Below are 25,029 nucleotides of genomic sequence, written 5' to 3'. Positions count from 1 at the left end.
TTTTCCATGGGTGATAAAACCTGTAGCACGGCATTTATGCCGTGGTTATTTGCCTTAGGCTATTTCCCACGGGCTAAAGCCCGTGCTACATGGGATGTATTAGAACGGGAAGAAATCGAGGGAATAATCCAAAATGGTGGCGGTGACTTGATCGGCGCCGAAGTTAATCAAACGAATCCGATTCAGTAGCTTTTCTTCCAGCTCTGGAAAATCCAATTCACTGGATACCAACTTCACTTTGCTAACAGATCCGTCTGGCGCAATTTCCAAGTTGACTGTAATTTTACCTTGCAAGCTTGGATCATCTCGTAGGGCCCGACGATAAATGGTGTACAAAGCGCCTTTACTGACATCAAAACCTTTACGAATCGATTCAATATCTCGGCTTCCCAATACAGTATCTTCGGTAACCAACTCTTTAGCGGCCAAGGAAGCTAAACCTTCATTAGGAGCATCGAACTCTGTGGTTTTGCGACCGGCTAATTGGCCTCTCGCGCCCACATCGCTGGATAAATCACTGGTATTTAAGCCACCACTTTTATCTGCAACCTTTTTGCCCACAAAAGCCCGTTGTTGTTCGTTGGTTTTGCCTGCACCTTGGATCATTTCAGTATCTGCCAAATTATTAATATTGGCTTGCTCACGCATACTGTTTAGATCATCGGTAAACTGTAACAAACCACTTTGACTGGCTTTTTCCCTAGCTTGATTGGCTAACTCGGCGTCCGTTGGTTTTTCTACCTCGACTTTAGGTTTGGGTTTTTCCTGAGGTTTTTCCGCCTTTTTTTCTGGTTTTGGAGGTTCAGGTTTTACTTTTTCTGGTTCTTTCTTAACTTCAGGGATCTCATCCGGAATAGGCTTTGGCGGTTCTATGGGTTTAGGCGGCTCAACTTTTTGAGCTTCAATAATTCGTGTAAGTTGGGGAGGAACACGCTCTTTTTCCTCTCGCGTTTGTTCTGGCAATTGCTGCAATTTGACGATTAACGCCAACACCAAGGTTACCGCTAAAATCGCGATGGTGAGTTTATTAAAACGTTTATTTTCTTGTTCGCTGGAGGACCAAGGTAACTGACTTCTGAACGGGTTATGACTTAGGGTGCTCATTGCTCCCCCTGCGCAGGTAATTGTTGCTCAACCGCCAAAGAGATATTGGTATATCCAGCTTGCGCACATGTTTGCATTATTTTTTTAAGCAAACTGTAAGGTATGGCTTGATCACCCATTATCGTAATTGCCCGCGCAATCTCGTTAGGATCCTCTTCTTCATTCGACTCAACCGCGATGATTTTAGTGCGGTTCTTTTGATAAGTTAATTCTTTTTCCAGCGCCGGAATAATATCTGCTGCCTGAGCCATCACTTCTACTACGTCCGCCATTTTTTGACCTTGTAATAAAATATGCTCAGCATTAACCAACAATATTAAAGTCTCTTGTGCCGCGGTATCTGCACTAGACTCGGGTAATTTAACGCTTTTATCAGTTTGTAAAACCTGTACATCTGAGGCATTAAACATTAAGAAAAACACCAAAATAGTAAAAATGTCCATTAAAGACACTAAACTGAGTTTTGAGGTTTGCGCCATGCGTTTATGGTGTCTCTCCATACGAGAGGCGCGTACTGATTTTTTCATCGCTTATCCTCTGTTATGGGGTTTGATCAGTGGGGTTAGAAACGTCTTCTAATGGCGCGTCACCCAGTGAAATTTGCGGAAAGAGTTCAGCCTGTACCACAGAAGCCACTACCACCTCGTCATAAGATCGGGTGGTATCCATTAACGCCACAATGACTTGGTAAGGTATATCTTGTTCCAATAATAAAGTGGCCTGATTTTTTTCTAATTGTTGGTTTTTAAGCGTTTGTTTAATTTGCTTTAGAACATATTGCAACGCTTCGTAGTCATACTCTTGTTCTATATTTGGAATCGCTTTAACCAAGTAACCTTGGGGATAAAACACTTCGAGGCCGGATTGACGCACTACAATTTCCAACTGTTTGTCTTTTTCATCCAAATCAGTTTGCTCAGATGCCTCACCGAGCTCTGGTAATGTCAGCTCTAACACAGTGATCCGTGAAAATACCATCATCATAAGTAACACAGGTACTAACACGATCATCAAGTTCATAAATGAGGTGATATCTAATTCAGCATCCTGCTTTTGCAGACGTTTTTTTCTGCCTAACATCTGAAATTAATCCGTGTCACGAGAGCGACTAGAAATGGCTTGGCGTCCCATCAAAGTGTTTAAACACTTCACCCCAGCCATTTCCATGCTATCAATAATCTCAGTAGTTTTGGTTTGTAATATGGAATGACAAGCTAACAACGGAATAGCGGCAATCAAACCAAATGCTGTGGTGTTCATGGCCACTGAAATACTTTGTGAAAGCAAACTAGCCTTTTCGGAAGGATCCGCAGTGGCAACCGCTGAAAACGCAGCTATCAAACCAATAATGGTACCCAACAAACCTAACAAAGTAGATATGTTTGCTAAGGTTGCTAAATAAGCCGTGCGCTTCTCCAAACGGGGTGTTGTCTCCATTAACCCTTCTTCCATGGCGTATTCAATATCTTCACGACGTTGGCTCAAGGACATTCTAGCGATACCTGCTCCAATGATACGGCTAATAGGCGCGCGGTTAGATTTCCCGAAAGTTAAAATGCCTTCGTAGTTAGCAGATTCCAACATAGGTTCGATTAATTTAAACGCTTTTTGATTGGTTTTTTTAGCGTTGCTCAAAAACACGTAGCGCTCTACTGCGATAGCGATACCCAATGCCAAAACCACAGCAATGGGAAACATAAAGGAACCACCTTCTTGAAAGAAGCGAACTATAATATCCATAAATTTACCTTAATTTTGCAATACCGACAGTCTACGCTTTACTGTCAATTTTTAGCGTATGGGATTATCCACACAGTTAATACATTTAATAACTTATCTGCTTTGGAATTAAGCTGCTAAGTTTTTATTTCTTGCCACTGGCGCGTTCAAAGTGCTCCACTTTACGAGAAAACTCTTCACGATCGATGGGCACAAAGTCCTGCTCTATTCGTTTTACAAATGGGCTCGGTAGGGATGCCTTATCTCGCGGAGGTTGCCAAGGGACAATTGATAACACTCGTGGTTGCTCCCTATTTCCGCGGATAGTATCTTGGATCAGTATTTTACCATTTACATCTGTCACAATTTGCGTTGATTTTGGCGTAGCTTGATCAGCATCCAAAACCGGCTGCTCAGATTGTGCCATCACACTAACAGAACTCAAAATACTAATGAATGAAAAGCTTATCAGGCTGATTGCAATTTTCATTTATTCTCTCCATTTTGAACCTTTGCTATCTGCCGTTTTAGGTCGGCAATCCATCCCCTAACTTGTCTTTTCGGCTTATCTTGCAATGCTTGATAAAGCTCATAGTTTTCCAAAGCTTGCTGCTTTTTACCTAAATACAAATCATACAATATTCCCAAGTTTAAATAAGCATTGTCATAGGCGGGATAACTTTGAATCGCATATTGATAGTGTTGCTCAGCCTGGGCAAAATCGCCCATTTCTCGAAATACTTTGGCTAACCGATTGTGGGCAAAGTAGTTATGTTGATTTATCTTAATGGCCTTTTCATAATTTACCTTAGCCGCTACTAAATGGGCTTGTTTTTGCTCTTGATCGCCATTTGGGCTGCCAGCAAAGTCTAGCATGTTGAGATCACCGAGCTGCACCCAAGGACCGGACAATTTAGGCTCATCGTCAATTAACTTTTCCAATATTTGTTTGGCTAGCGTAAGGTTTCCTGCCTGTTTAGCAGCAAGGGCTTGGTCAAACTGGTATTTGACTGACGCTTTTACTGGTGTGGAACCTGATAGATATAAATTTGTTGCTGCTCTTAAAGCTAACACCTTGGCCTGCATAGGATCCAATGGCACCACTTCAAGAGAGGCATCAATGCCGCTATCTTGTTGTTCAGTCTCAACATCCTGTGAACTGGTATCCGTTGTTGATTGGGCGCTAAACAAGCTATCCATGCTGGCACAACCGGACAAAAACAGCATGAGGACCAACAAAACAGACCAACGGCCACCCTCATTGGCTGACTGACGGTTAGAATATTCCATTGGCGGCCTCCGACAACTGCTCTTGTTTGTTATAGCGACCCGGCAACAGCTTACGTAGGGCATCAAAGCTATCTTTTACCCAACGGTCGTAAACACCTTGCCAAGTGCGCTGAATATTCGCTTCATGAATATTAATGGCTTGTTCTTCGAATGGGTAAGCTTGTTCTTCAAGGAGAATATTGTATTGCTCCAACTCTAATTCAGACAATCCCTTAGGTCGTTCTGAGTCCATTAAATCCCGTGCTAGTTGGCCATATATTTCACCAATTTTAAAATTAGCGACTGTACTAAATTCGGCAATTTTATAATCCAAAGTGGCATTCAAAGATGCCAACGCCTTATCCAACACCTGACGCTTTTTGTTCAAGCTTTTATTTAGGGGTAAAGATAATTTAACCTGGTTAAAGGCTTGCACGTTGTCTTCGGCAAATACCATGGATGCCATTGCCGCTAAATAGCGTGAACGCTCAGTGCGATCATCACTGGCTTGTGCATCTCCTTGGATGAGCTTTTTCAGCCAAAAACGTCGTTTACTCTGCTCGTTACTTTGGGCATAAAATTCACTCATTTGAAAACGTGCTTCAGTGACTTGATTAAATGGCAATGGATAACGATGGGCATAGGTTCGATAAGTATCAAGTGCCGCGTCTCGTTGATCAGCTTTTTGATAATACTGAGCGGCAATATACAGCGCTTCACGACCTTCTTCTGAATCTGGGTTAGCTTGCCATAACTGTTTTAACTCGTCTGCCGCTGGCAACCAGTTCTGATTTTGTTGATAGGCATAGATTAATTTATCTTGAATATTTTCAGCCAGCGGATGGGTTGCAAAACGCACTCTAAAATCTTCAAGTAAGCCAATAGCTTCTGACCATTGTTGTAATTCCATTAAATAGCTGGCGGCATCATATTGAGCGTTTACTCTAGCGCTACTTGCCGGAGCTTTAGCTATCACCCGTAAAAAGTCCTCAATGGCCAAGGCGACATATTGTTTGGCTAAATTAGCTTCAGCTTGTTTATAAATACTTGCAGCTAAGCGTTCGAGCATATCGTTGTAGCGGGGATCATTTTGATTTAACTGCGCCAATATCTGTTCATAGCTCAATTCAGCTTGTTGATATTGCTGGAGAGCAAACTCACTATGAGCAATAACGAGTTGCCCGGCCATTTTACGCTGGGCATTAACTGCTGGCTGCCAAGCTAGAATATTTTCAGCACTTCTAATTGCCGGCAAATAACGCTGCAGGTCAAATAATTGCTGCATGCTGTCATATTGCACATCAACCGCTCTGGGATCGTCAGCAAAGCGGTTTACAAACTGGTATTGGCTAGCAAGCTGTTCATCCTGCCATTGTTGTTGCAAGGTTTCATCCGTTAGACTTTCCCGCAGTGCCCGAAATGCCAAAATCGCCGCATAACCTGCTTCTGCAGCTTTAGGTTCATTAAGGTATTCGTAAGCATATCGCTCGTAAGCAATAATTGCTTGTTGATAGTTTTGTGCTTCAAATAAACTTTCCGCCAAGTTAAAGGTTATTTGCGGGGTTAAGTCATCATGGGGAAAGGTTTCAATAAACTCGCGATATAAACTCGCCGCTTGAGTATAAGCTGCTTGTGCTTTTTGGCGATTGTCCTCGACCTTATCCAACTGTTCCGGCGTGGGCTGATTAACTGCCTTGGTTAATAGTTGGGCTTTGCTGTGCTCATATTGTGCCAGCTCTTGAAGATAGCTTTTTAGGAAAGGTTTAACCTCTTCTTGGATCAGTTGTCCCCATTGCTTCCAAAAAGGCCCGTTAATCCCATATTGATCAACAAAATCTTGTTTTGCTGGCAGTACTAAAGTGGGAAACTCCCCCAGAATGTAGGCATCAATTTGTTTTACTGCAAATACTGGCGCTTGATTGTGTTCAGGGTGAACATCCGTAAAGCCGCGATACACCAAGGCACTATCTCGAAAGCGATCTTCGTTTAAAAATTGTTGGCCTAAACGATCGTAAAGTAAATTCTCATAGTGACGCTCTCCCGCTTGCTCATAAAAAGCTTTTAAACTTTGTTCAGCCCCTTGGTAAGAAAACAGCAGGGCCATAATACGGATACTGTCATTGACTATGCGCTTTTCTCCCACCGGCAACCTTTCCAGTTGCTCTTCGGCATTCAACTGTCTCAACATCTGCGAGTCGATTACACTGTTCGGTAGTTTTTGATCAAGTAGCTCAGTAAAGGCAAATAACGCATCTTCATAAAGATCCAGTTTGAAATAACTCCACCCCAACATGTAAGCGGAGGTCATGAAATAATCCGTATTTGGACCTTGTTCAAGTACAATATGATAAGCCTGAACCGCCCCAACATAGTCTTGATTATTAAACAGAATTTCACCCCGTCTAAACTGCAACTCAGCTAAATAAAGTGTATTCGGATATTGATGCAAAAGTTCATCAATAACCTGCAAGCTTTGTTCTGATTCACCTTGTAAATCATGGGCTTTGGCTAACTGGTAAAGTACTTCTGCATTTTCCTTTTGTTCAGGATGGCGCTCTAAAATAGATTGGTATTGAGCAATCGCTAAGTCGTAGACGCCTCTGTCTACGGGGGCAGTACCAACTTCCTGTTGCTGCTCAGCTAACAACACTTCTAAGTCAGCTAAACGATATTGAACGATTTTAATGGTTTCCTGATCATCAACGATAGAAAGTAAATTCACATAGGCATCACGTAACGTCTCAAGTCCTTGATCCGGTAAGGGGTCGTGATTTAACGAGACCGGCTCGAAATAAAACTCACCCAGTGTTTTGCGCTTTTCCACTGGGGTGGATGCTGGCGGTTCGTCGAACAGGCCCGCACAGGCAGCTAAATAGAAGCAGCTAAAAAGCAGAATAAAAGAGCGTAGCAAATACACTGAAAATAACTGTGAACGGCAATCAACACGACGGGTCATTGTTTTGCCCCCTGTCGATCGGCTTCGGCTTTTCTATACGCCTTATCGTTTAGCCTAACAACCGCTAACTTAGCCTGTAATTCATAGCTATCCAGATGGGCAATTTGTTGTTCTATCTGTTCCACAAACAGCTCATTTAAATTGGCTAAATGTTGACTCTGTAAAGATTGATTACGCTGTTGTTGCAACTCAAGGTTTTGTTGAAGATCGGCAATACGTTGTCGTTGCACTGGGTATTCAGGTGTTTGGTTCAATTGCTCCATGAGTTGTGTTTGCTGTTGTGTGGTTTGCGCAATTAACTCATCTACCTCATTCAACAGTTTCTGTGCTTGCCAACGCCTTTTTGCATAAGATTCAGAGGCATTCCACAGCATAATTCCCTCTAGACGTTTTAAACGAGCCACATACAGGGGCTTCAATGGTTTATTATTTAAGCTCAACCAAGCTTCACTGATGTCTTTGTGTCGCTGTTTCGCCCGTTCTAAGCGAGATTGCCAGTCCAGTTCTTGCTGGTCGGCTAAAATACGTGGCTCATCGGCTGAGGCAGCTAACCTAGCCCGCAATTTATCCCGTAATAATTGGTAATCTTGCAGCTTAGATAATAAATCATTGTTTTTCAGGGTCTGTTGTCTTAACTGTGCTTCTTGTTGCCTTTCATCTAACATCAAACTAAAGGTATTCAGCTGCTGTTGCCAACGTTCAAAGCGCTTTTGATGAGTTAAACTCTCTTCCAGCCATGCCATTTGATTTCGAAACGCGCTACTAAGCATGATCGATGATAAGTGAGAAGGTATTTGCTCTGACCAGTCTTTTAATTTGGCTAACTGAATAAAATACTGGTCATTGATTTCCTGTTGTTTGGCACGCAACAATTGTTTTTCTGAAGCAAATCGCTTTAATCCTAACTGTAAATTTTCTAACGCCTGAGTGGGTGCAAAAGCCTGTTCAAATGCATAAGCTGAGGCTAAATATGATTCCATCACATATTCGTTACTACGGGGCTGTTGTTGCAAGCGTTGCCAAGCTGATAAAGCAATTTGATATTCTTCTCTTTGGGCTGCAGCCCAACCATAACCAAGTAGTGCGGAGTCTGAGTCTAAGCTATCTAGGCGAACCCGATTAAATGCCTCTAATGCATCCAATGCTTGTTGATTTTTAAGGTGTGCATAACCAATGGTTAGATTGGCACGGTCACGCAGCGCCTCGTTTTCTGATTGGTCCACAAGATCTAATGGTGACCACCAGCTATCCAAAAAACTGTCTAAAAAACTTTTATCAGATAAACCAATCTGCTCTAACGTTTGTACGCCCGTAGAATATTGATTGCTTTGCAATTGATGTAACCCTTGATTATAAATTACATATTGTCGATAAACTGAGTCTTCCGATAACTCCCCTAACCAATAGCTATTGTCTCGCGCAGCGGTAATAGATTGGGTAGTCTGCCAATTAAACAGTTGGCTCTGCATATACAACCATTGGTCTTTGTCTTTTGTATGCAAATACTCATCTGCGTTATCAATTGTGATTTTGTTCAAAATATTGGCGGCAGTTTGATATTGCTGTTTGTCAAAGAAGGTTTTGCCTAACAAGAACCAGACTTGGGTTTGGGTGTTTAGCGGGGCTGTTGTACTTAATAATCGATTAAAGATATCTGCAGCTTGCTCGTCCAAACCATAAGCTAAGCTAATGCCACCTTTAAGTAGGTTAGGATCAACTCCAGGTTGGCTAATGTTTGATAACGAATTGGGACAGGCTTGTTGGAGTATTTCAAATTGGGTTAAAGCTTGGTAAAAATCCTGTTGAAAGTAAAAATACAACACTTCTTGATAGGCTTTGTCGATTATAGCGGTATCACATTTTTGTGTCGACAAAGCGGGGCTGCTTAGCATTAGCCAAGTACCAACTGATAACAAAGAATTTCGTAGGACTAAATACCCTTTACGCATTTGGCAAAATTCCAGTCACTAAAGTTCTACCACTACGAACTCAGGTTGTTGTTTGCCAGTTGCGTCATTGATATTTAATTCCAGCGCTTTAGCGTCACTGTCTTTACTAAAGGTTAAGCTAGTTGCTCGTTTGTATTCTCGTCCCTCTGGCCCTAGCCCAATGAAAAACGCACTAATTTGATGTTCCCCTTGAGCCAAATTGCCAATATGTAGACGCTGTACGCCGCCACGATAAAGGGCATCAACTTGACGGTCTGTGTACAGGTATTCAGTAACCACTTGGTCATCTATTTTCAGCTCTACTGCATCCAACTTAAAGTAAGTACCCACATCCACCGAAAGGTAGACGACTACTTGAGTGCTAGAGGGAAAAAGTAAATCTTCTTCAAGTACAAATAGATCTCGATTAAGGGCAATAACTTCTTTTCTCAATTGCTGTAATTGTTTTGCCACTGTTTGTTGTTCGTTGCCGTCAGCTTGTTGTGCGCTGGTATTCCCGGCAAGGGTGCACAACAAAACTGTTAGCATAAAAGTGCGTAATTTCATCGGTATCATCTCGTCGCCTAATACCAAAATGACACATACAAACGTGTCACATTGGCAGAAAATTCAAATAACGGCTCTTCGCCAACGGGGGCATCAGCCAAAACATTTCTAAAATCATCATACTGGAAACGCAAATGATCTAACTCGTAATTTAATGTCCCTTTTTCCAGCCATGAACTTTGAGAAAACCGGTATTCATAGGTCACGCTCAGTCCAATAGAGGTATTTTTGAAAGAACTCATTTCTTTATCGCGGGCACGAAAGTTAAATTCTGCGCTGCGAGAAAATAAATCTTGATAAAAATCAGCATTACCTTGCTGGTATTGCCTAATCCGCAGATCTAAGATCCAGTTATCACCAAAGGTGTGGATATAGCCGAGTTTGTAAGTATTCGCATCAATTCCCCAAGTATCTGAAAATATTCTCGCTTCCCCGTAAATACTCGCTCGGTAAGGTAAATAATAATTTAGATTAATGGCAGCCGCATTACTCGTACGCGTATTCGGATAAACCTCGGTTTCGAAACGATATCCTCGATCGGCAGTGGGATCAATATAACGAACGGAACGATAGGGATTATTTAAGTAGCCCTCATCGGAAATATTCTCAAAATTAATACCAAGGATCATATTTTTGGTTAGCACTTGAGTTAAGCCAAACTGAAATTGTTGACGCTCAGCTTCCTCTAGAAAATTCTCATCACCACGTTTACCGACCTCATCCCACCCTTTCGAATAGCCCATACTTAAAGTAGTAAGATCACCGAAAAAGTCCTGAGATATACCAAAATGAATCGAACGTGCTTCAAAATCGTTTTCAGAACTACTAGTGAAATTAAGGTTCATTAGCGTCTTATTATGCAGGAAGTCAACTCCCACACTATGCTCTGTACGCTCTTCTTCATAAGCACTGGCAGTGGCTAATACATCAATGGACGCGCCAGAAATCGTATCCACATAATAGTTTGCAGATACAGATACTTTATTGCCTATTTGTTTGCGCACCAAAACCGATGGACCATCAATAGACATGCCATCCCCTTCGTAAGAGTGATACATCACATCTGCTCGCTCTTGAGGCAACACTGCTGAGGTACTGTTAAATGAAAACACCAGCAGAAGCGGGAAAAGCGTGAATAAAACTAACTTGGTTGGGTTCATAGCTATGTTCACTCTAGTTGCATCCACAACCACCACCGGCACCACCTTCTGCGCCCCGAGCACCTTCGCGCGCTTGGAAAGCGTGCATGGTATAACTAGAGGAAACAGGATTGCGATTTGCGCTCATAATAGGATCCGCCAAATTATCACGTTCATAGGGTTTGACCCATGGTTCAATAGACGTTGCACAGCCGCTGACCAACAACACGCAGGTGACGATTAACCCAGTCATGCTGTATTTAAGCAGTTGTTTTTTCATCGTCAATCCTTCTAAGTTATTTTCTAAAATTAGCTATATGCTGCAGTAATTAATTACTCTCTAAGTAGCGCTTTAACGACTTCTTTGTACTTAGCCTCATCGCCACTTTTATACCCATAATGGGTTAAACGTTTGTTGCCATCACGGTCAATAATGACTGTAGTGGGCATAGCTCTTACATCATAAAGTTTGCTGACTTTATCAAGATTATCAAACAATACTGGAAAGCTAACGGGAATATCATTCAGTAAGTTATTGGCTTTTTCTGGATATTCGTCGACATTCACTGCTAAAACCGTAAACCCTAGATCTTCATATTCTTTTTGCATTGCATCAAAGTGCGGCAATTCTTCTCGGCAAGGGGCACACCATGAAGCCCAAAAGTTCACGATAACCACATTCCCTTGCTGCTCTTCGAGCCGTAAATTTTCACCACTGTTACTTTTTAAGGTGAAATCTGGAGCTGATTGCAGCTCAGCAGCACCGGCCGTAAAGGCGGTTAATAGGGTTAACGACATTACCGCGATAAACAATAATACAAAGTTAGATAAAGGTTTTGAATTCATGACAATACTCCGTCAAATATTCTGTTATTTATTAGGCTCAAAAGAAAAACCTAGCACCGAGTCCATACTCGATGTTGTGCGTGGTTTTTTCTTCGCCAATAATTTCACTATTAAAAATGTGGTCTTTTACCCCCACATGTACTGCAAAATAGTCAGTTAATAACAACCGATATCCTGCGCCTACACTGACGGTGAAACGATTATCACCGCCGAATTCTGTACTACCTGCGCCTAATGTAAAATAAGTTGCTGAATTAAATACCCAATCGCTACTTAAGAATACTTCGCCATTGAGGTTATAACCCAGCGAAAGGTCATAAAAACTATATTCACGCTCGTCCTCAGTTAGAAAAGGCGCACCGCCACTGAGCAGTTCAAAGCTTGTTTCCCCAGCAGTAGCTTGACCGTAACTAGCTTCCACAAAAAAATCTTCGTTGATGTGATAAGTTAGTTGTGCACCAACTAATGAACTAGACGAAAAGTCTTCAATACTAATCACCCCAGCAAACAACCCAATTTCGAAATCTTCGGTATCAATGCTCGACTCGTTTATGTCTCTACGCTTTAGATCAGGCTCAATCACATTTTGCACTGAGGCTCTATTGTCAGCTTGGGCAAACGCTAAGTTGCTTGCACTAATTAACATGGCTCCTAGAAAAAAACTGCAAATCCGAGTTTCCACTCTTCAAGCTCCTCATTTTCATCACGCTCGGTTAGCGCAAGTAAGTTTTGATATTCAAATTTCACCACAAAATTCTGTGCTAGGTAATAGCGCACACCAATTCCCCCCACCAATAAATCGTTGGTTCGCGTTTCTTCACCAGATTGCACTAAATTCGCTCGCGGTTTAGTTTTTATCTGTCCAAACCCAAGACGAAAATACGGTGATAATCGCCACTCAGGAAAAGTGGTATGAGTCACACTTAGCAATCCAAATTGGTTTTCAGAAAAGTCACCTAGTGCTTGACTGTAACTGACTTCGGCCGCAAGATTTTCGGTTACCACCCAAGCACCATAGATACTTAAGGATGGCACCCCTTCTAACGAGCCGCCGCTGGCACCTAATTCAAAGTCACGATTTTGGTAACTACTAAAACTGCCATCTTCAATCTGTACAGGCTCACCTGCACTGCTGACGGTTAGTCTGAGATGATCCAGTGACACCCAACCTTCTTTGCCTTTTTCGGTGCGAACCTTAAACCAACTTGTGCGACGTTTAAGAATACTTATCCATTCACCTTTTTCAGCCACGTGAAAAATGGGATAGCCAACCGCAGGTCCTGTTCGCATATCGATATAAGGTTCAACTACCTGAACTTCAGGAAATTGCGTTTCGGCATTTGCCGTACTGTACATTAACACTAACCCAATCAGGGCGATCCACTTTGCCATACTGTCCATCTATTAATCTGCCGGAGCTGCAAAGGGATTATTATAGTATTGCGCACCAATATCCAGCCATTCAGCGATTAGTTTCAGCTCAGATTGCGTTAACCAACCTTGATGGCTGCCACCAGCTTCAAATAAGCTGAAAAAGGCTGTACTACTGCGCGCACCATTGGTGCTTAGAGTATTGGCCACTGTCACCGTTTGGTAGATGGGAATAGGGTTACCTTCGGCATCTAAAATTAACTCGCCGTCTTCATCTCGTTCATAAACAGGATCGCCATTACCATCAAATACTTGAACCAAACGATCGACTATGGCTCCTTCGAGCAACTCTTGCTCAAGATCAGCAAACATCAGCTCTCGATAGCTAGTCAGATAATCAGGGTTCTCCGTTGATGCTGTGCCGCTCAAATCTAGCTGGGCAATGGGTACGCGAGACATCTCAGCTTCATCTGTTGGCGAGTGACAACTCACACAGGTATTATCTTCGATTACCGTCAGACCATCATCGGCAAACACTTGTCGTGTTACCTCAAAAATAGGATGAATAGATTCAGGGTAATTAATCTGAATCCGACAAAGGCTCGTCCAATTTGTTGCACAAGCTGTGCTAATTGGCAAAGGGGAAGATAAATCAGCATAGGAATAAGTAAATGAATCGGCAGGGGTCGCGATGGCAGGGTCAGTCCAAATATCATTAAATTCAAGGTCGGGCTGAGGATAGTCTACGCCATTAATCCGCGCGGCGGTTTGCGCCATGGTTTCGCCTAAATCGGCAAATAATACCGGATTGGTGTTCGGAAAAGGTACTCCGGTTGCAGTTGCACCAAAATTAATGGATGCCGCTTCGGCACTCAAACGACCATGGGGTAATGTACTTTGCTGGGTATGGCAACCATTACAAGTTTTAACCTCACCTGGGGCAAACTGTAACCAGTTTTGATGACGGGCACCAACACGTTTGCCATCAATATCCACTAGGCTCAGTGCCAAAGGTAAATTTGCTGGCACTTCAAATACCGCCGAACCATCGGGCTGCACAGGAACATAACCAATAATTTCGCGCATTAATTGTGTGCGGCTACGACCAAAAGCTGAAGCATTAAAATCTTTTACTTCATCATCGGGAATCGACACCGACTTAACTACCCTTAAAAACTGTACTGGACGCGCTAATACTGGCGTTTGCGTCGGGTCTGCCATGGCAGCAATACCTTGGGCAGAGGTATCAACGCCAGCAAAATCATAGACACTACGAATGTGTACTTTTGCTAAATTTTCATCGGCTAATGCCTGTTCATATTCATCTGCAATTTGTGCACTGGCCGGATAGGCACGTTCTCCCATTGCCACAGCTTCAGTGTACATTTCACCTTCAACGGGCACACCTATGGGTAGCTGAGTATTTTCAATACCGTCATACATCCACAGACCAAACAACAGCGGTGCTTCTTCAATATCGGGATTATCTAGATGACTGTCATCACAAGGTAAAATTTTCCGTTCAACCGACTCACCGACAACCACTTCTTGTTCAGGATCATAAACGCGACATTGACTCCAACTAAAAATAACCCGCTCACTACCATCCCAAAGGGGGTAAACCGAGGCAAAACGCCCGCCTAATGAGAGGCTGCCGTCAATCACAATATTATCAAATAATGCTGGGGTTTGAGCTGGACCAGACAAACTAGACTGGGACGCGATTCCTTGACTATTATCGATGTAATTTAGGTAATCAATGCTAACAAAGTCCCCGCCTATGGCGTCGCTATCAAAGGGACGGATGGCGCTTAAAATGTTGCCATCCTGTAATTCGCGAACTTTAACAAACTGCAAAAGTTGATCTGAGCGTTCACTGACATGACTGTGTCGGCCATATAAAATTTCTAAGCCAGAGCCGTCACTGTTCATTTGATAAAGATTGATGCTGTTGTTGTTACCCGCCTGATCCCAACGGCTAAACAGAATTTTACCATTGGTGAGCACTACGGGATCTAAATCATGACTCTGATTGAAGGATATTTGTTGTATGTTAGTACCATCACTATCCATCACATGGATTACTGATGCATATTCATCCAAGCCTTCATCTAACCCTTGGTATTGGGGTTTGCCTTCGTCTAATAAAATAGCTTGATTACCCGCCTGACGAGTTGAGCTAAACACAATTCGACCATCGGGCAAATAGGTTGGTCCGGTATCCTGACCTTCTTCGGCTTGAATATCAGAACTGATGACTCGGCGTAATTCATCGGTAATTCGATTATATTCCCAAATATTCCAAGTGGGCTGCTCATCATCATCCGCATCTTCGATTTCTGGGGCGCGCATGGCAAAGATTAAACGTTCCGAGTCATAAGACACATCCACATCTTTTACATCGTATCCCCCTAAAGGAGTTTGCTCTGTGGCTTGTTCAATTTGTTCTGGGGTATAAAAAGCGCGGTCAGTGATATTGGTTTCTTCAACACTGGCGGAAGCCCGAGGTTTAATGTACAAAGCGGCTCCAGGTAAAAACTCGAACGGCTGTCTTAAATCGTCGGTAATTAACAAGCCATCTTCGTCTAAAGGTAAAGCCCGTTTAACATACGCGATAGGGATATCGAGAACCACAGGATCAGGCTCTTGAGAAGAAGTAACCAAGAGGTCATCGGAACCACAGCTACTTACAAATGCGCACATAACCGTTAAAAATACGGCTTTGCGGATCAATCCTGTTGTAATGTGATTAAAACTACGTGGCATAAATATCGTTGAACCTTAACGAGTTGGAAACTCACGCTTCACAACCGGATTAGAGTGTTAATTATTTTACTTAAGCTCTTAAGAACTAAAAGATATCAATTATCCATCGTTAACAATCAAGTTTAAACTGTCTCTGCTTCACGACAACTTGCTAATACCCGTCAATACATCAGTCTGTCAATTTAGTTTGAATTGCAATTCAACGGTATTCCATGGACTAAATTGTTTCATTAAGTGATGAATAAAACAATTTAAGTATTGATGCATAGTGATACTTTTTAATACCTTAGCTGTATTAGATTGATTAACATTAAGGCACAAAAAAGTGTTAAAAAGCCGATAACAACCTAATTGTATTCTTAGTGTCGCAGATTCAACACGCTATTTATCTCATGCTTAAGTTGCGCTACCTTACTGTTTTTACTTTACTTTTTCATACAGCAATATGATTACTTTAATTACTAGAAACTTTTGTGTAGTCCGATGAATACAAAATTTCTGTTTTTAACCCCCGCAATAAACAAACAACTACGCCATATGCCTTTAGTTTCAGCACTGGCCCAAAAACTGCTATCTAATTTAAGATCAATAACTTGGTTTTATACTCTTTGCTATATTAAAAGAGTCCGCAAAGCTGATTTAAATTAAAACACCCTAGTAAGAGCCTTCACCTTCCTTGCGGTTGTGTTTTTGAAAAGTATTTGGGTATTAAAATTAACACCCATTAGTAGACTGTCATATTTACCCTAGCTGGCAAATTCGACTATTTTTAAGTGTATCGTATTAAGGAGTGCCAGCTTGGAAACAGTTCTATCACAAAAGGGGAAGTATCGTTTTTTTCCTCAACTTCAAAGGACTCGCTTTATAATATTAGCGCCCTTAATGTTTATCGTCAGCCATTTGAGTGCTATGGCCGGCCCCACTGAACAAGCTCAGCGAATGCACGATCGTTTAACCGGCGTGCCAGCAACCTCAAGCACCCTTGAACAGATGAGCAACCTCATTGAACAAGGAGAAACCCAAGAAGCGGCCTATTTAGCTATGGATAATCCGGCTTTCTATAACGTCACCTTGAAAAACTGGATCACCCCATGGACAAACGAAGAAGCTGATGTTTTTGCACCTTTAAATGATTACACCGCCACAGTTATTGGCATGGCTAGGGACGATGTAGACTTCCGGCTAATTTTAAGTGGCAACATTCTTTACGTGGGTGATAACACCCTAGACATTCCAGATTATGAAGTCGATAACAACGCCCATTATCAAGCACTAGAAGATCAAGAGATTGATCTCAGTGAAGCCTTAGTTGCCACCACACAAACTGCAATGACAGGGTTACCCGATAATGCTACGGCAGGCGTGATGACCACCAGAGCGGCGGCAAAGTCATTTTTTAAAGATGGAACTAATCGCGCCATGTTCCGATTTACCTTAATCAATCATTTATGTACCGATTTGGAAGGTGTGAAAGACACTAGTCGCGTGCCAGATCGCATTCGCCAAGATGTGAGCCGCAGTCCCGGCGGTGATAGTCGGATATTTTTAAACTCCTGCATTGGATGTCATTCCGGTATGGATCCCTTAGCACAAGCTTTTGCCTACTATGAATACGATTATGATAGTGATGCTGATCCCGATGGCGAAAATGGTCAATTACATTACAACCTAGAGGGTCAAATTGATCCACAAACCGGTTCTAGAGTCACCGCTAAACATCAAATTAACGGTAATAATTTCCCCTATGGCTTTATGATTGAAGATGATAAATGGGACAACTATTGGCGCGCAGGCTTGAACAAAAACTTGGGCTGGGATGAAAGTCTACCAGGAGGTGGAAATGGTGCGAAAAGTATGGGCCAAGAACTTGCTCACAGCACCCAATTTTCTCAATGCCAAGTCACAAAAGTATTTGAAAATGTCTGCTTGCGCTCTCCTCAAGACAGTGCAGATTGGAGCCAAGTCGACGCTATGGTGATCAACTTCCAAGGCAGCGGATACCAGATTAAACAGGTATTTGCAGATGCCGCCAACTACTGTAAAGGGAGCTAGCAATGAGCATTTTATTCTCTTCCCGATTACAGCAACTCAGTATTAGTCTTTCACTGACCATCGTCCTTACTGCTTGCGGTGGCAGTGGGACAAAAGTAGAAGAAACTCCGACTCCACCTTTAGTATCACAACCTGGCGATTCGTATTCTGGCCCTCCAGCAGATACAGACGATGTACAACAATACAAACTCAATTTATGGGACAACATAAGTAGCGCTGAACGCTGCGGCGCGTGTCACATTGAAAATGGTCAATCTCCGGAATTTGTAAGGGCGGATGATATTAACCTTGCTTATGCCGCGACCAATCCACTGGTAAATTTAGATGAGCCTGAAACCTCGACTTTGGTCACCAAAGTAGCTGGCGGTCACAATTGTTGGTTAACAAGCTCCTCGGCTTGTGCAGATATAATGACAACGTGGATCGCCAATTGGGCAAATAACGACGTCACAGCCAAGAAAATTCTACTAGAAGCACCGACGTTAAAGTCCCCCGGCGCCAACAAAAACTTTCCTGAAGACAGTGGCTTGTTTGCCTCCACGGTATACCCGCTGTTAGAACGCTACTGTGCAAGTTGCCACACCAATTCAGCTAGCATACCCATATCCCCGTATTTTGCATCTAGTGATATTGATGAGGCTTACTTGGCCTCGAAAGCCAGAATCAGTTTAGACACCCCAGCGTCCTCACGTTTTGTTGGGCGACTTAGAGATGAGTTCCATAACTGTTGGAGCAACTGTAACAGTGATGCCAGTGAGTTAACCACAGCGATCCAAGCCATGGCTGATGGCATAGACATCACAGAATTAGCACCTGATTTGGTAAACAGCCAAGCATTGACCCTATTTGATGGCACGCTAGCCACAGGAGGCGGACGATTTGAAAATGATCTGATAGCTAAATGGGAATTTAAAACTGGCTCAGGCACGACGGCCTTTGACACCAGTGGTGTGGAGCCGGCGATTGATTTAACCCTCAGTGGCGATGTTTCATGGATTGGTGGATGGGGCTTGCAAATGGTAAATGGTAAGGCTCAAGGTAGTACAGCTAGTAGTAAAAAGTTACATACACTGCTAACCGCCACAGGTGAAATGTCAATTGAGGCCTGGGTGGTGCCAGCGAACGTTACTCAAGAAGGGCCGGCACGTATTATTAGTTACTCTGGTGGTGCACAAACCCGCAACTTCACCCTAGGTCAGACACTTTACAATTATAATTACCTACTAAGAACCAGTAATACCGATGCCAATGGAGAAAGTGCCTTATCTACAGCGGATGCCGATGAGTTGCTGCAATCCAGTTTGCAACATGTGGTGCTGACGTATGATCCCATCAATGGCCGTCAAATTTACGTAAATGGTATGCATTCAGGGGTAACCGATGAGGTAGAGATAGGCAATTTTAACGAATGGAATGACACCTATGCCTTTGTGTTAGGAAATGAAGTATCCGGTGATATTCCATGGGCGGGTTCAATTCGTATGGTGGCGGTGCATAATCGCACCTTAAGCGCTGAACAAATCGCGCAGAACTTTGCCGCCGGTATCGGTCAGAAGTTTTTCTTATTGTTTAATGTGAGCGAACACACCGATATTGCACAAAGCTATGTAGTGCTCGAAGTCAGTCAGTTTGATAGTTACAGTTACCTCTTTGCCGAACCTTTTTTCATTAGCTTAGACGACAACGCCAGTATTTCATCGGTTCCCATTCAAGGAATGCGTATAGGCATTAATGGCCGTGAAGTCACCTCAGGACAGGTTTTTCAAAACCTAGATCTGTTGATCAGTGATAACCATTATATCCCCGGTGAAGGTCAACCCTTATCTTCCTTAGGCACCACAGTGGCAATTGAAAAAAGCCCCGAAGCCGATGAGTTTTTCTTAACCTTTGAACAACTTGGCAGTGCCACTAACGTGGTGATAGAGGCCGATCCACCAGCAGCAGCATTGCCAGTGGATTTAGCACCTCAATCGGAAATTGGCGTGCGCAACTTTGCAGAAATCAATGCCAGTATGTCAGTTGTCACCGGCGTACCAACCAGTAATGCCGCAGTAAAAGCAGCATTCGAAAAACTGAAACAACAACTTCCAAGTGTCACCAATATCGATAGTTATTTAGCTTCGAACCAAATGGCGGTGACCCAGATGGCCATTAAGTACTGCGACCAGTTGGTGGAAAACAGCAGTTTGCGGACTGACTATTTTAGCGGCTTTGATTTCACTCAATCGGCAGACAGCGCCTTTATCGATCAAGATCGTAATCTGATACTTACCCCACTATTAGATAGAGCCATTGGCAGCAATATCGCCACCCAGCCACAACGGGATCAAGTGAGTACTGAATTAAACAATTTAATCGATACTCTGACCAACTGTAGCGGCAATAAAGTATGCGACGCCACTTACACACAAACGATCGTTAAAGCCACATGTGCAGCCACTATCGGTAGCGCAGCCCTTCTCATTCAATAAATAGAATCCAATAAGTAACGAGTTTTAGGTACATAAAATGAAGAAAACTAAGTTTGACAATTTATCCACCGATGCTCCTTTACTGCATGATGACCACGCCAAACCTGTTAGCCGTCGTGAGTTTATCTCCCAAGGATTTACCGCAGGTTTAGGCACAGTGATGGCAGGCTCAGTGTTTAGTATGTTTGCCAATCCTAAACAGGCGAATGCGGCTTTATCCAGCGATTTAGAAGCGTTAAAAGCCAATTGTGGTATTGCCACCCAAGGGGCGGGAAAAATTCCATTTATTTGTTTTGATCTTGCTGGCGGTGCAAACATCGCTGGTTCCAATGTGCTAGTAGGTGGTCGCGGCGGACAGATGGATTTCCTCAGCACAGGTGGCTACAGTAAATTAGGTCTACCCGGTGATATGGTACCTTCGATTATGAACCCCGCCTCTGGCTTAAGTGATTTTATTAATAATGAGCTTGGCTTGGCCTTTCATGCTGACAGTGCTTATCTACGGGGTATCTTAGAAAAAGTAAATCCAACAAACCGTGCCAATGTTAACGGCGCGGTCATTCCGGCACGTTCTGAAAACGACACTGGGAATAATCCTCACAACCCTATGTACGGTATTAACAAAGTAGGCGCGGATGGTTCTCTGTTAACCTTAATCGGTTCTCGAAACTCTGATTCTGGTGGCAATAGTATGTCTCCTGCGTCGATGATAGATACCGCAAAGCGGCCCACCAAAGTGGACCGCCCTTCTGATGTTACTGGCTTAGTCGATACCGGTGATTTAGTTGGACTATTAAGCCAACAGGACTCTGTGGCCGTTATGGAGTCCATTCAACGTATTAGTGACATGAAGTTAGGCAAAGTGAATACGCAGATTACCACTGATGATGTGATAAAAGACTTGGTTCGTTGTGGTTATGTGAAAAGTGCTGATATTACCGACCGCTTCGGCGATCCATCGGCTCTTGATCCTGAATTGGATGAGGATATTGTGGGCCCATCGGGAATTTTTAGTCAGCAAGAATTCGATAGTGATGGTGAGTTTCGCAAAACTGCAGCGGTTATGAAACTGGTTATGAACGGCTTTGCTGGAGCTGGCACTATTACTATGGGTGGTTTTGATTACCATACAGGTAATCGTATGGTCGGGGAAACCCGAGATCTGCGAGCTGGCCGTTGTATGGGGGCTTGCATTGAATACGCCGCGCGCGTTGGCGTACCGCTAATGATGTACGTTTGTAGTGACGGTTCCGTATCGAGTAACGGCATGATAGACGATTCTGAGGATGGCAGAGGTAAAGGGGTTTGGACTGGTGATAATTCATCCACCGCAGCCTCCTTCTTTTTAGTGTATAACCCCAATGGCACCCCAGAACTCATGGGCGCAACCAGTGAACAGCAAGCGCAACATCAGCAAATAGGCTATATGCGTAGTGACGCATCAGTTGAAACCGCAGCAACACCCGCTGCCAACAACGTCAACTTGCTGGTAGAAACCATTATCTTAAATTACATGGCGTTACATGGTGAACAAGGTAACTTTAGCAGTTTATTTCCCTCCAATGGCTTGGGAAATAGCACGCTCATGGATAGCCTAACCGCCTTCCAACCCATTGTCTCCGGCACCATGTCTTGATGTAAGCAACCTGTAGCATGGCCTTTAGGCCATGAAAATCGTTCATCGGGCTAAAGCCCTACCTACAAAATCCACCCAAACACAACCAACCTTGTAGCATGGCCTTCAGGCCATGGAAACCGTTCATCGGGCTAAAGCCCTACCTACAAAATCCGCCCAAACACAACCACCCTTGTAGCATGGCCTTTAGGCCATGAGAATCGTTCATCGGGCTAAAGCCCGACCTACAAAATCCACCCAAACACAACCAACCTTGTAGCGTGGCCTTTAGGCCATGAGAATCGTTCATCGGGCTAAAGCCCGACCTACAAAACATCCCAAACACAACCACCCTTGTAGCATGGCCTTTAGCCATGAGAATCGTTCATCGGGCTAAAGCCCGACCTACAAAATCTACCCGAGTACAACCACCGTTGTTGCGTGGCCTTTAGGCCATGGAAAACATCCACCAAATTAAATCCAAACGACAAATAATAGCCAATAAAAAAGCCGCTAAACGAAGCGGCTTTGTTAGCTTTAAAGAACAACTTAGAATTCGTATTTTAGCGACAAGTTTATGCTTGTGCCTCTAGTTTCAGACCGTAATAACGTATCTTCAAATTCAATGTCTTTTTGTTGGTTCAGCATGTTCTGCACTCGAAACTTCACTGTGGTATTGAAGTTTGGATAATAGGTATAAACCACATCCAAAGAGTGGAACGGTTGCTCGTAGCTGTCATCGAATCCATCAATACCTGGGATCAAAATACGCTCACCAAATACGTTGTAAACCAATGACGCTGAATGTTCACCGTTATCCGAATCAAAACCAAGCTGGGTATTCACCACATACTCAGAGTGACCGGTTAAGCGGCGAGTTAAGTTGGTAACTGAGGTAGAAACCCCTGTTTGTTCAACCACATTCTGACCGTCTAGTTGAATTTCAGAATCACTTAAGGTCAGGTTTCCAGATAAAAACAAGTTATCCCAAACACCATCACCGATGAAACCAAGTCCTTTCAAGAATTCAAATTCCACACCATACAACTCACCGGTTTCAGCATTAGCAATACGTACTAACGGCGGACCATCTTGAGCGGGTGATTGCACCGATTCAATTGGACTGTCCATATCTTTATAGAAAAGCGCCACAGACAAGTTGTCGCCCTGATCTAGATACCACTCCCAGCGGAAATCGTAGTTTTTGATTTGCGTAGTACGCAAACCAGGAGTACCACCAATTGGGAAATCAGTTAGAGGATCAATGTAAGTGGATGAAGCCAATTCACGAGTATCGGGGCGAACAACAGTTTCCCCATAACTTGCTCTAAATTGCACTTTTTCACTCATAATATAAGTCACTGCTAGCGCTGGATAGAAATCACTTTCTTGGAAGGCTAGTTGTGAACGGTCATCTTCATCTGACAAATCAATTTGATTGGTTTTAGGATCAAATGGCACTACCGCTTGACGGTAATCTTCCCAGCGCACACCACCACTAATACGCCAAGTATTGTCGAAGAAAATATCCGCTTCAAAATAATACGCATCAACCTTTTGGGCTGCCACATAGTCATCACCAGCAATGGTTGTATCTGATAACAATGGAACAGAAGACAACTCTGCCCCATCCAAATTCTCATCGCTAAGGATATCGTTAAAAATACCACCAGCTAATACTGAACTGTCAGAAAATCCACGGGTGTTGATATCGAAACGACGGTTTTCCGCGGTTCTCGATTTAGACACAAAATCCCCACCCACTTTAAATTCCATATCAAAACGGTCAATGGCATAAGGATAATTAAGATTCCAACTTAAGTTTTCAACTCGGTCATCAAGACGTTGGAATTGATAACGGGCAGCAGTAGTTGCATTGGTTAACGAACTTTCCGTTGTTTTATCAAAGATACCGTCTTCGTTATCATCGGTTAGGATAAAACGAGTTTCCATGGTGCCTGGCGCGTAACGGCTTGAGCGACTTTTAGTATACTGCCAATCAAAACCTAAAAAGTTCAGGTTAGTGAAAGTGTGCTGACCACGGATTTGGTTTGTCCACATTTGACGTTCTTCGTAAACAACTTCAAAATCTCGAACTCGCTGACCATCACTCAATTGAATGTTATTGGTATTACCCACTTTTTCACTGATAGCATCATTAGTGTCGTTTAACGCCACCGTTGAAAAATCAATGCGATGGTTTCGGTTATAATCAATGCCGAAGTTAGCCATTCCCGAAAAACGCACATTGTGCTCGGTTACATCCACTTCATCAAAATAGCGAGGGAAGGAAATAACGTCCCCACTACGTTGGGCTTGCTCACCAATAAACTGCTCGCTGACATTCCAGGTATTGTCATAACCAGCGGTGACTAAAAAGCCCACGCGCCAATCCTGATCTATATCAAAACTGTTACCTAGAGATAAATTAAATCCATAATCCGGATCAACACTTTGTAACATGGGATCATAATCGGTGTTTAACTCTTTCAACAAATCGCGAGCTTCAGTGGTACTGATATTATCTAAAAACTGTTTGTTATCCCAAAGGGCAACAATGGACGCTGGCGCTGCACGAGTGCCGTCATCTTCACCCATCCAATCGTTACTTCCGCCATTATATTGATAGGCATCATCAAAGTTATCCGTGTTGGTGCCAAATTTTCCTGTCATATTAAACACGAAATCAGTGGGAATAGACTTTAAGCGAATATCAACATTTCCCCCACCAAACGCCGCTGGCATTGATGGTGAAAAGGACTTTTGCACTGACAAACTTTCAATAATATCCGACGGAAATAAATCCAGAGGAATAACAGAACGGGTGGGATCCGGACTTGGAACCGATGCGCCGTTTAATTGAGTACTAGAGTAACGTTCCCCTAGACCACGGACATAGATGAATTTCCCATCCACTAACGTTAGGCCGGTTACACGGCGCAGTGCCGCTGCAGCATCACCATCACCGGTTCTAGATATTTGATCAGCGCCGAGAATATCTGCTACGAAAGCTTGGTTTTTACGTTCCTGTAATACAGCTGACGCTGTACCTTTTAGGCGAGTACCGGTAGCAACGACTTCCTCAATTACATCTTCTTCAGAAGCACTTTGCGCGAATAACGGTGCACTTGGCAAAGTTACCGCAACCAAAATTGCTAAAGAAACTGGCTTGAGAGGAAACCTGTTAAAAGGCGTATTCATTATTAACCTCATTGTCGTACAAACT

The 25,029-nt window shown here is 43.1% G+C and carries 19 protein-coding genes; 3 read left to right on the top strand and 16 right to left on the bottom strand.

Going from position 1 to position 25,029, the window contains the following annotated elements; all coding sequences use genetic code 11:
* Positions 1-99 precede the first annotated feature (99 nt).
* The 15 genes from AB6T38_RS18635 to AB6T38_RS18565 all read right to left on the bottom strand — a co-directional run bounded on the left by AB6T38_RS18635 (position 100) and on the right by AB6T38_RS18565 (position 15,665).
* Positions 100-1,104, bottom strand: a complete 1,005-nt coding sequence (locus AB6T38_RS18635; RefSeq protein WP_372548730.1) for an AgmX/PglI C-terminal domain-containing protein — start codon at positions 1,102-1,104, stop codon at positions 100-102.
* Positions 1,101-1,631 (bottom strand): ExbD/TolR family protein, encoded by a 531-nt coding sequence (locus AB6T38_RS18630; RefSeq protein WP_372548729.1) that lies wholly within the window; start codon positions 1,629-1,631, stop codon positions 1,101-1,103. The genes AB6T38_RS18635 and AB6T38_RS18630 overlap by 4 nt, the downstream gene beginning before the upstream one ends.
* Positions 1,632-1,644: 13 nt before the next feature.
* Positions 1,645-2,184, bottom strand: a complete 540-nt coding sequence (locus AB6T38_RS18625; RefSeq protein ID WP_348489145.1) for a biopolymer transporter ExbD — start codon at positions 2,182-2,184, stop codon at positions 1,645-1,647.
* Between the two features lie 6 nt (positions 2,185-2,190).
* On the bottom strand, positions 2,191-2,844 hold the full coding sequence (locus AB6T38_RS18620) for a MotA/TolQ/ExbB proton channel family protein (protein ID WP_348489144.1): 654 nt from the start codon (positions 2,842-2,844) through the stop codon (positions 2,191-2,193).
* 124 nt (positions 2,845-2,968) lie between these two features.
* Positions 2,969-3,313 (bottom strand): hypothetical protein, encoded by a 345-nt coding sequence (locus AB6T38_RS18615; protein WP_372548728.1) that lies wholly within the window; start codon positions 3,311-3,313, stop codon positions 2,969-2,971.
* On the bottom strand, positions 3,310-4,113 hold the full coding sequence (locus AB6T38_RS18610; RefSeq protein WP_372548727.1) for a tetratricopeptide repeat protein: 804 nt from the start codon (positions 4,111-4,113) through the stop codon (positions 3,310-3,312). Before AB6T38_RS18610 ends, AB6T38_RS18615 begins: the two co-directional genes overlap by 4 nt.
* A complete protein-coding gene (locus tag AB6T38_RS18605) occupies positions 4,100-7,048 on the bottom strand; it encodes a tetratricopeptide repeat protein (protein WP_372548726.1) in 2,949 nt (982 codons plus the stop codon). Before AB6T38_RS18605 ends, AB6T38_RS18610 begins: the two co-directional genes overlap by 14 nt.
* Positions 7,045-8,997: a tol-pal system YbgF family protein gene (locus AB6T38_RS18600; protein ID WP_372548725.1), complete on the bottom strand. Its 1,953-nt coding sequence runs from the start codon at positions 8,995-8,997 to the stop codon at positions 7,045-7,047. Before AB6T38_RS18600 ends, AB6T38_RS18605 begins: the two co-directional genes overlap by 4 nt.
* A gap of 18 nt (positions 8,998-9,015) precedes the next feature.
* Positions 9,016-9,552: a hypothetical protein gene (locus AB6T38_RS18595; RefSeq protein WP_372548724.1), complete on the bottom strand. Its 537-nt coding sequence runs from the start codon at positions 9,550-9,552 to the stop codon at positions 9,016-9,018.
* Between the two features lie 8 nt (positions 9,553-9,560).
* Positions 9,561-10,703 carry a DUF3570 domain-containing protein gene (locus AB6T38_RS18590; protein WP_372548723.1) on the bottom strand — a complete coding sequence of 381 codons (1,143 nt, stop codon included), beginning with the start codon at positions 10,701-10,703 and terminating at the stop codon, positions 9,561-9,563.
* A 13-nt stretch (positions 10,704-10,716) separates the two neighbouring features.
* Positions 10,717-10,962, bottom strand: a complete 246-nt coding sequence (locus tag AB6T38_RS18585; protein ID WP_372548722.1) for a DUF4266 domain-containing protein — start codon at positions 10,960-10,962, stop codon at positions 10,717-10,719.
* A 53-nt stretch (positions 10,963-11,015) separates the two neighbouring features.
* Positions 11,016-11,528, bottom strand: coding sequence for a TlpA disulfide reductase family protein (locus tag AB6T38_RS18580; protein WP_348489137.1), 513 nt, complete (start codon positions 11,526-11,528; stop codon positions 11,016-11,018).
* A gap of 37 nt (positions 11,529-11,565) precedes the next feature.
* On the bottom strand, positions 11,566-12,174 hold the full coding sequence (locus tag AB6T38_RS18575) for an outer membrane beta-barrel domain-containing protein (RefSeq protein WP_372548721.1): 609 nt from the start codon (positions 12,172-12,174) through the stop codon (positions 11,566-11,568).
* 5 nt (positions 12,175-12,179) lie between these two features.
* Positions 12,180-12,920, bottom strand: coding sequence for an SH3 domain-containing protein (locus tag AB6T38_RS18570; RefSeq protein WP_372548720.1), 741 nt, complete (start codon positions 12,918-12,920; stop codon positions 12,180-12,182).
* A gap of 12 nt (positions 12,921-12,932) precedes the next feature.
* Positions 12,933-15,665: a hypothetical protein gene (locus AB6T38_RS18565; RefSeq protein ID WP_372548719.1), complete on the bottom strand. Its 2,733-nt coding sequence runs from the start codon at positions 15,663-15,665 to the stop codon at positions 12,933-12,935.
* Positions 15,666-16,547: 882 nt separating this feature from the next.
* Here AB6T38_RS18565 and AB6T38_RS18560 point away from each other — a divergent pair.
* The 3 genes from AB6T38_RS18560 to AB6T38_RS18550 are packed head-to-tail and all read left to right on the top strand — an operon-like array spanning position 16,548 to position 21,824.
* Positions 16,548-17,717, top strand: a complete 1,170-nt coding sequence (locus tag AB6T38_RS18560) for a hypothetical protein (RefSeq protein ID WP_372548718.1) — start codon at positions 16,548-16,550, stop codon at positions 17,715-17,717.
* A gap of 2 nt (positions 17,718-17,719) precedes the next feature.
* On the top strand, positions 17,720-20,188 hold the full coding sequence (locus tag AB6T38_RS18555; RefSeq protein WP_372548717.1) for a LamG domain-containing protein: 2,469 nt from the start codon (positions 17,720-17,722) through the stop codon (positions 20,186-20,188).
* 37 nt (positions 20,189-20,225) lie between these two features.
* Positions 20,226-21,824, top strand: coding sequence for a hypothetical protein (locus AB6T38_RS18550; protein ID WP_348489131.1), 1,599 nt, complete (start codon positions 20,226-20,228; stop codon positions 21,822-21,824).
* A gap of 528 nt (positions 21,825-22,352) precedes the next feature.
* Here AB6T38_RS18550 and AB6T38_RS18545 read toward each other — a convergent pair.
* A complete protein-coding gene (locus tag AB6T38_RS18545) occupies positions 22,353-25,004 on the bottom strand; it encodes a TonB-dependent receptor domain-containing protein (protein ID WP_372548716.1) in 2,652 nt (883 codons plus the stop codon).
* Between the last annotated feature and the right edge of the window lie 25 nt (positions 25,005-25,029).

It is taken from the genome of Aliiglaciecola sp. SL4 (genome assembly GCF_041538045.1).
In the GTDB taxonomy this organism is placed as follows: Bacteria; Pseudomonadota; Gammaproteobacteria; order Enterobacterales; family Alteromonadaceae; genus Aliiglaciecola.
The sequence above is the reverse complement of the archived record's forward strand: the minus strand, read 5'-3'. Positions and strand labels throughout refer to the sequence as shown.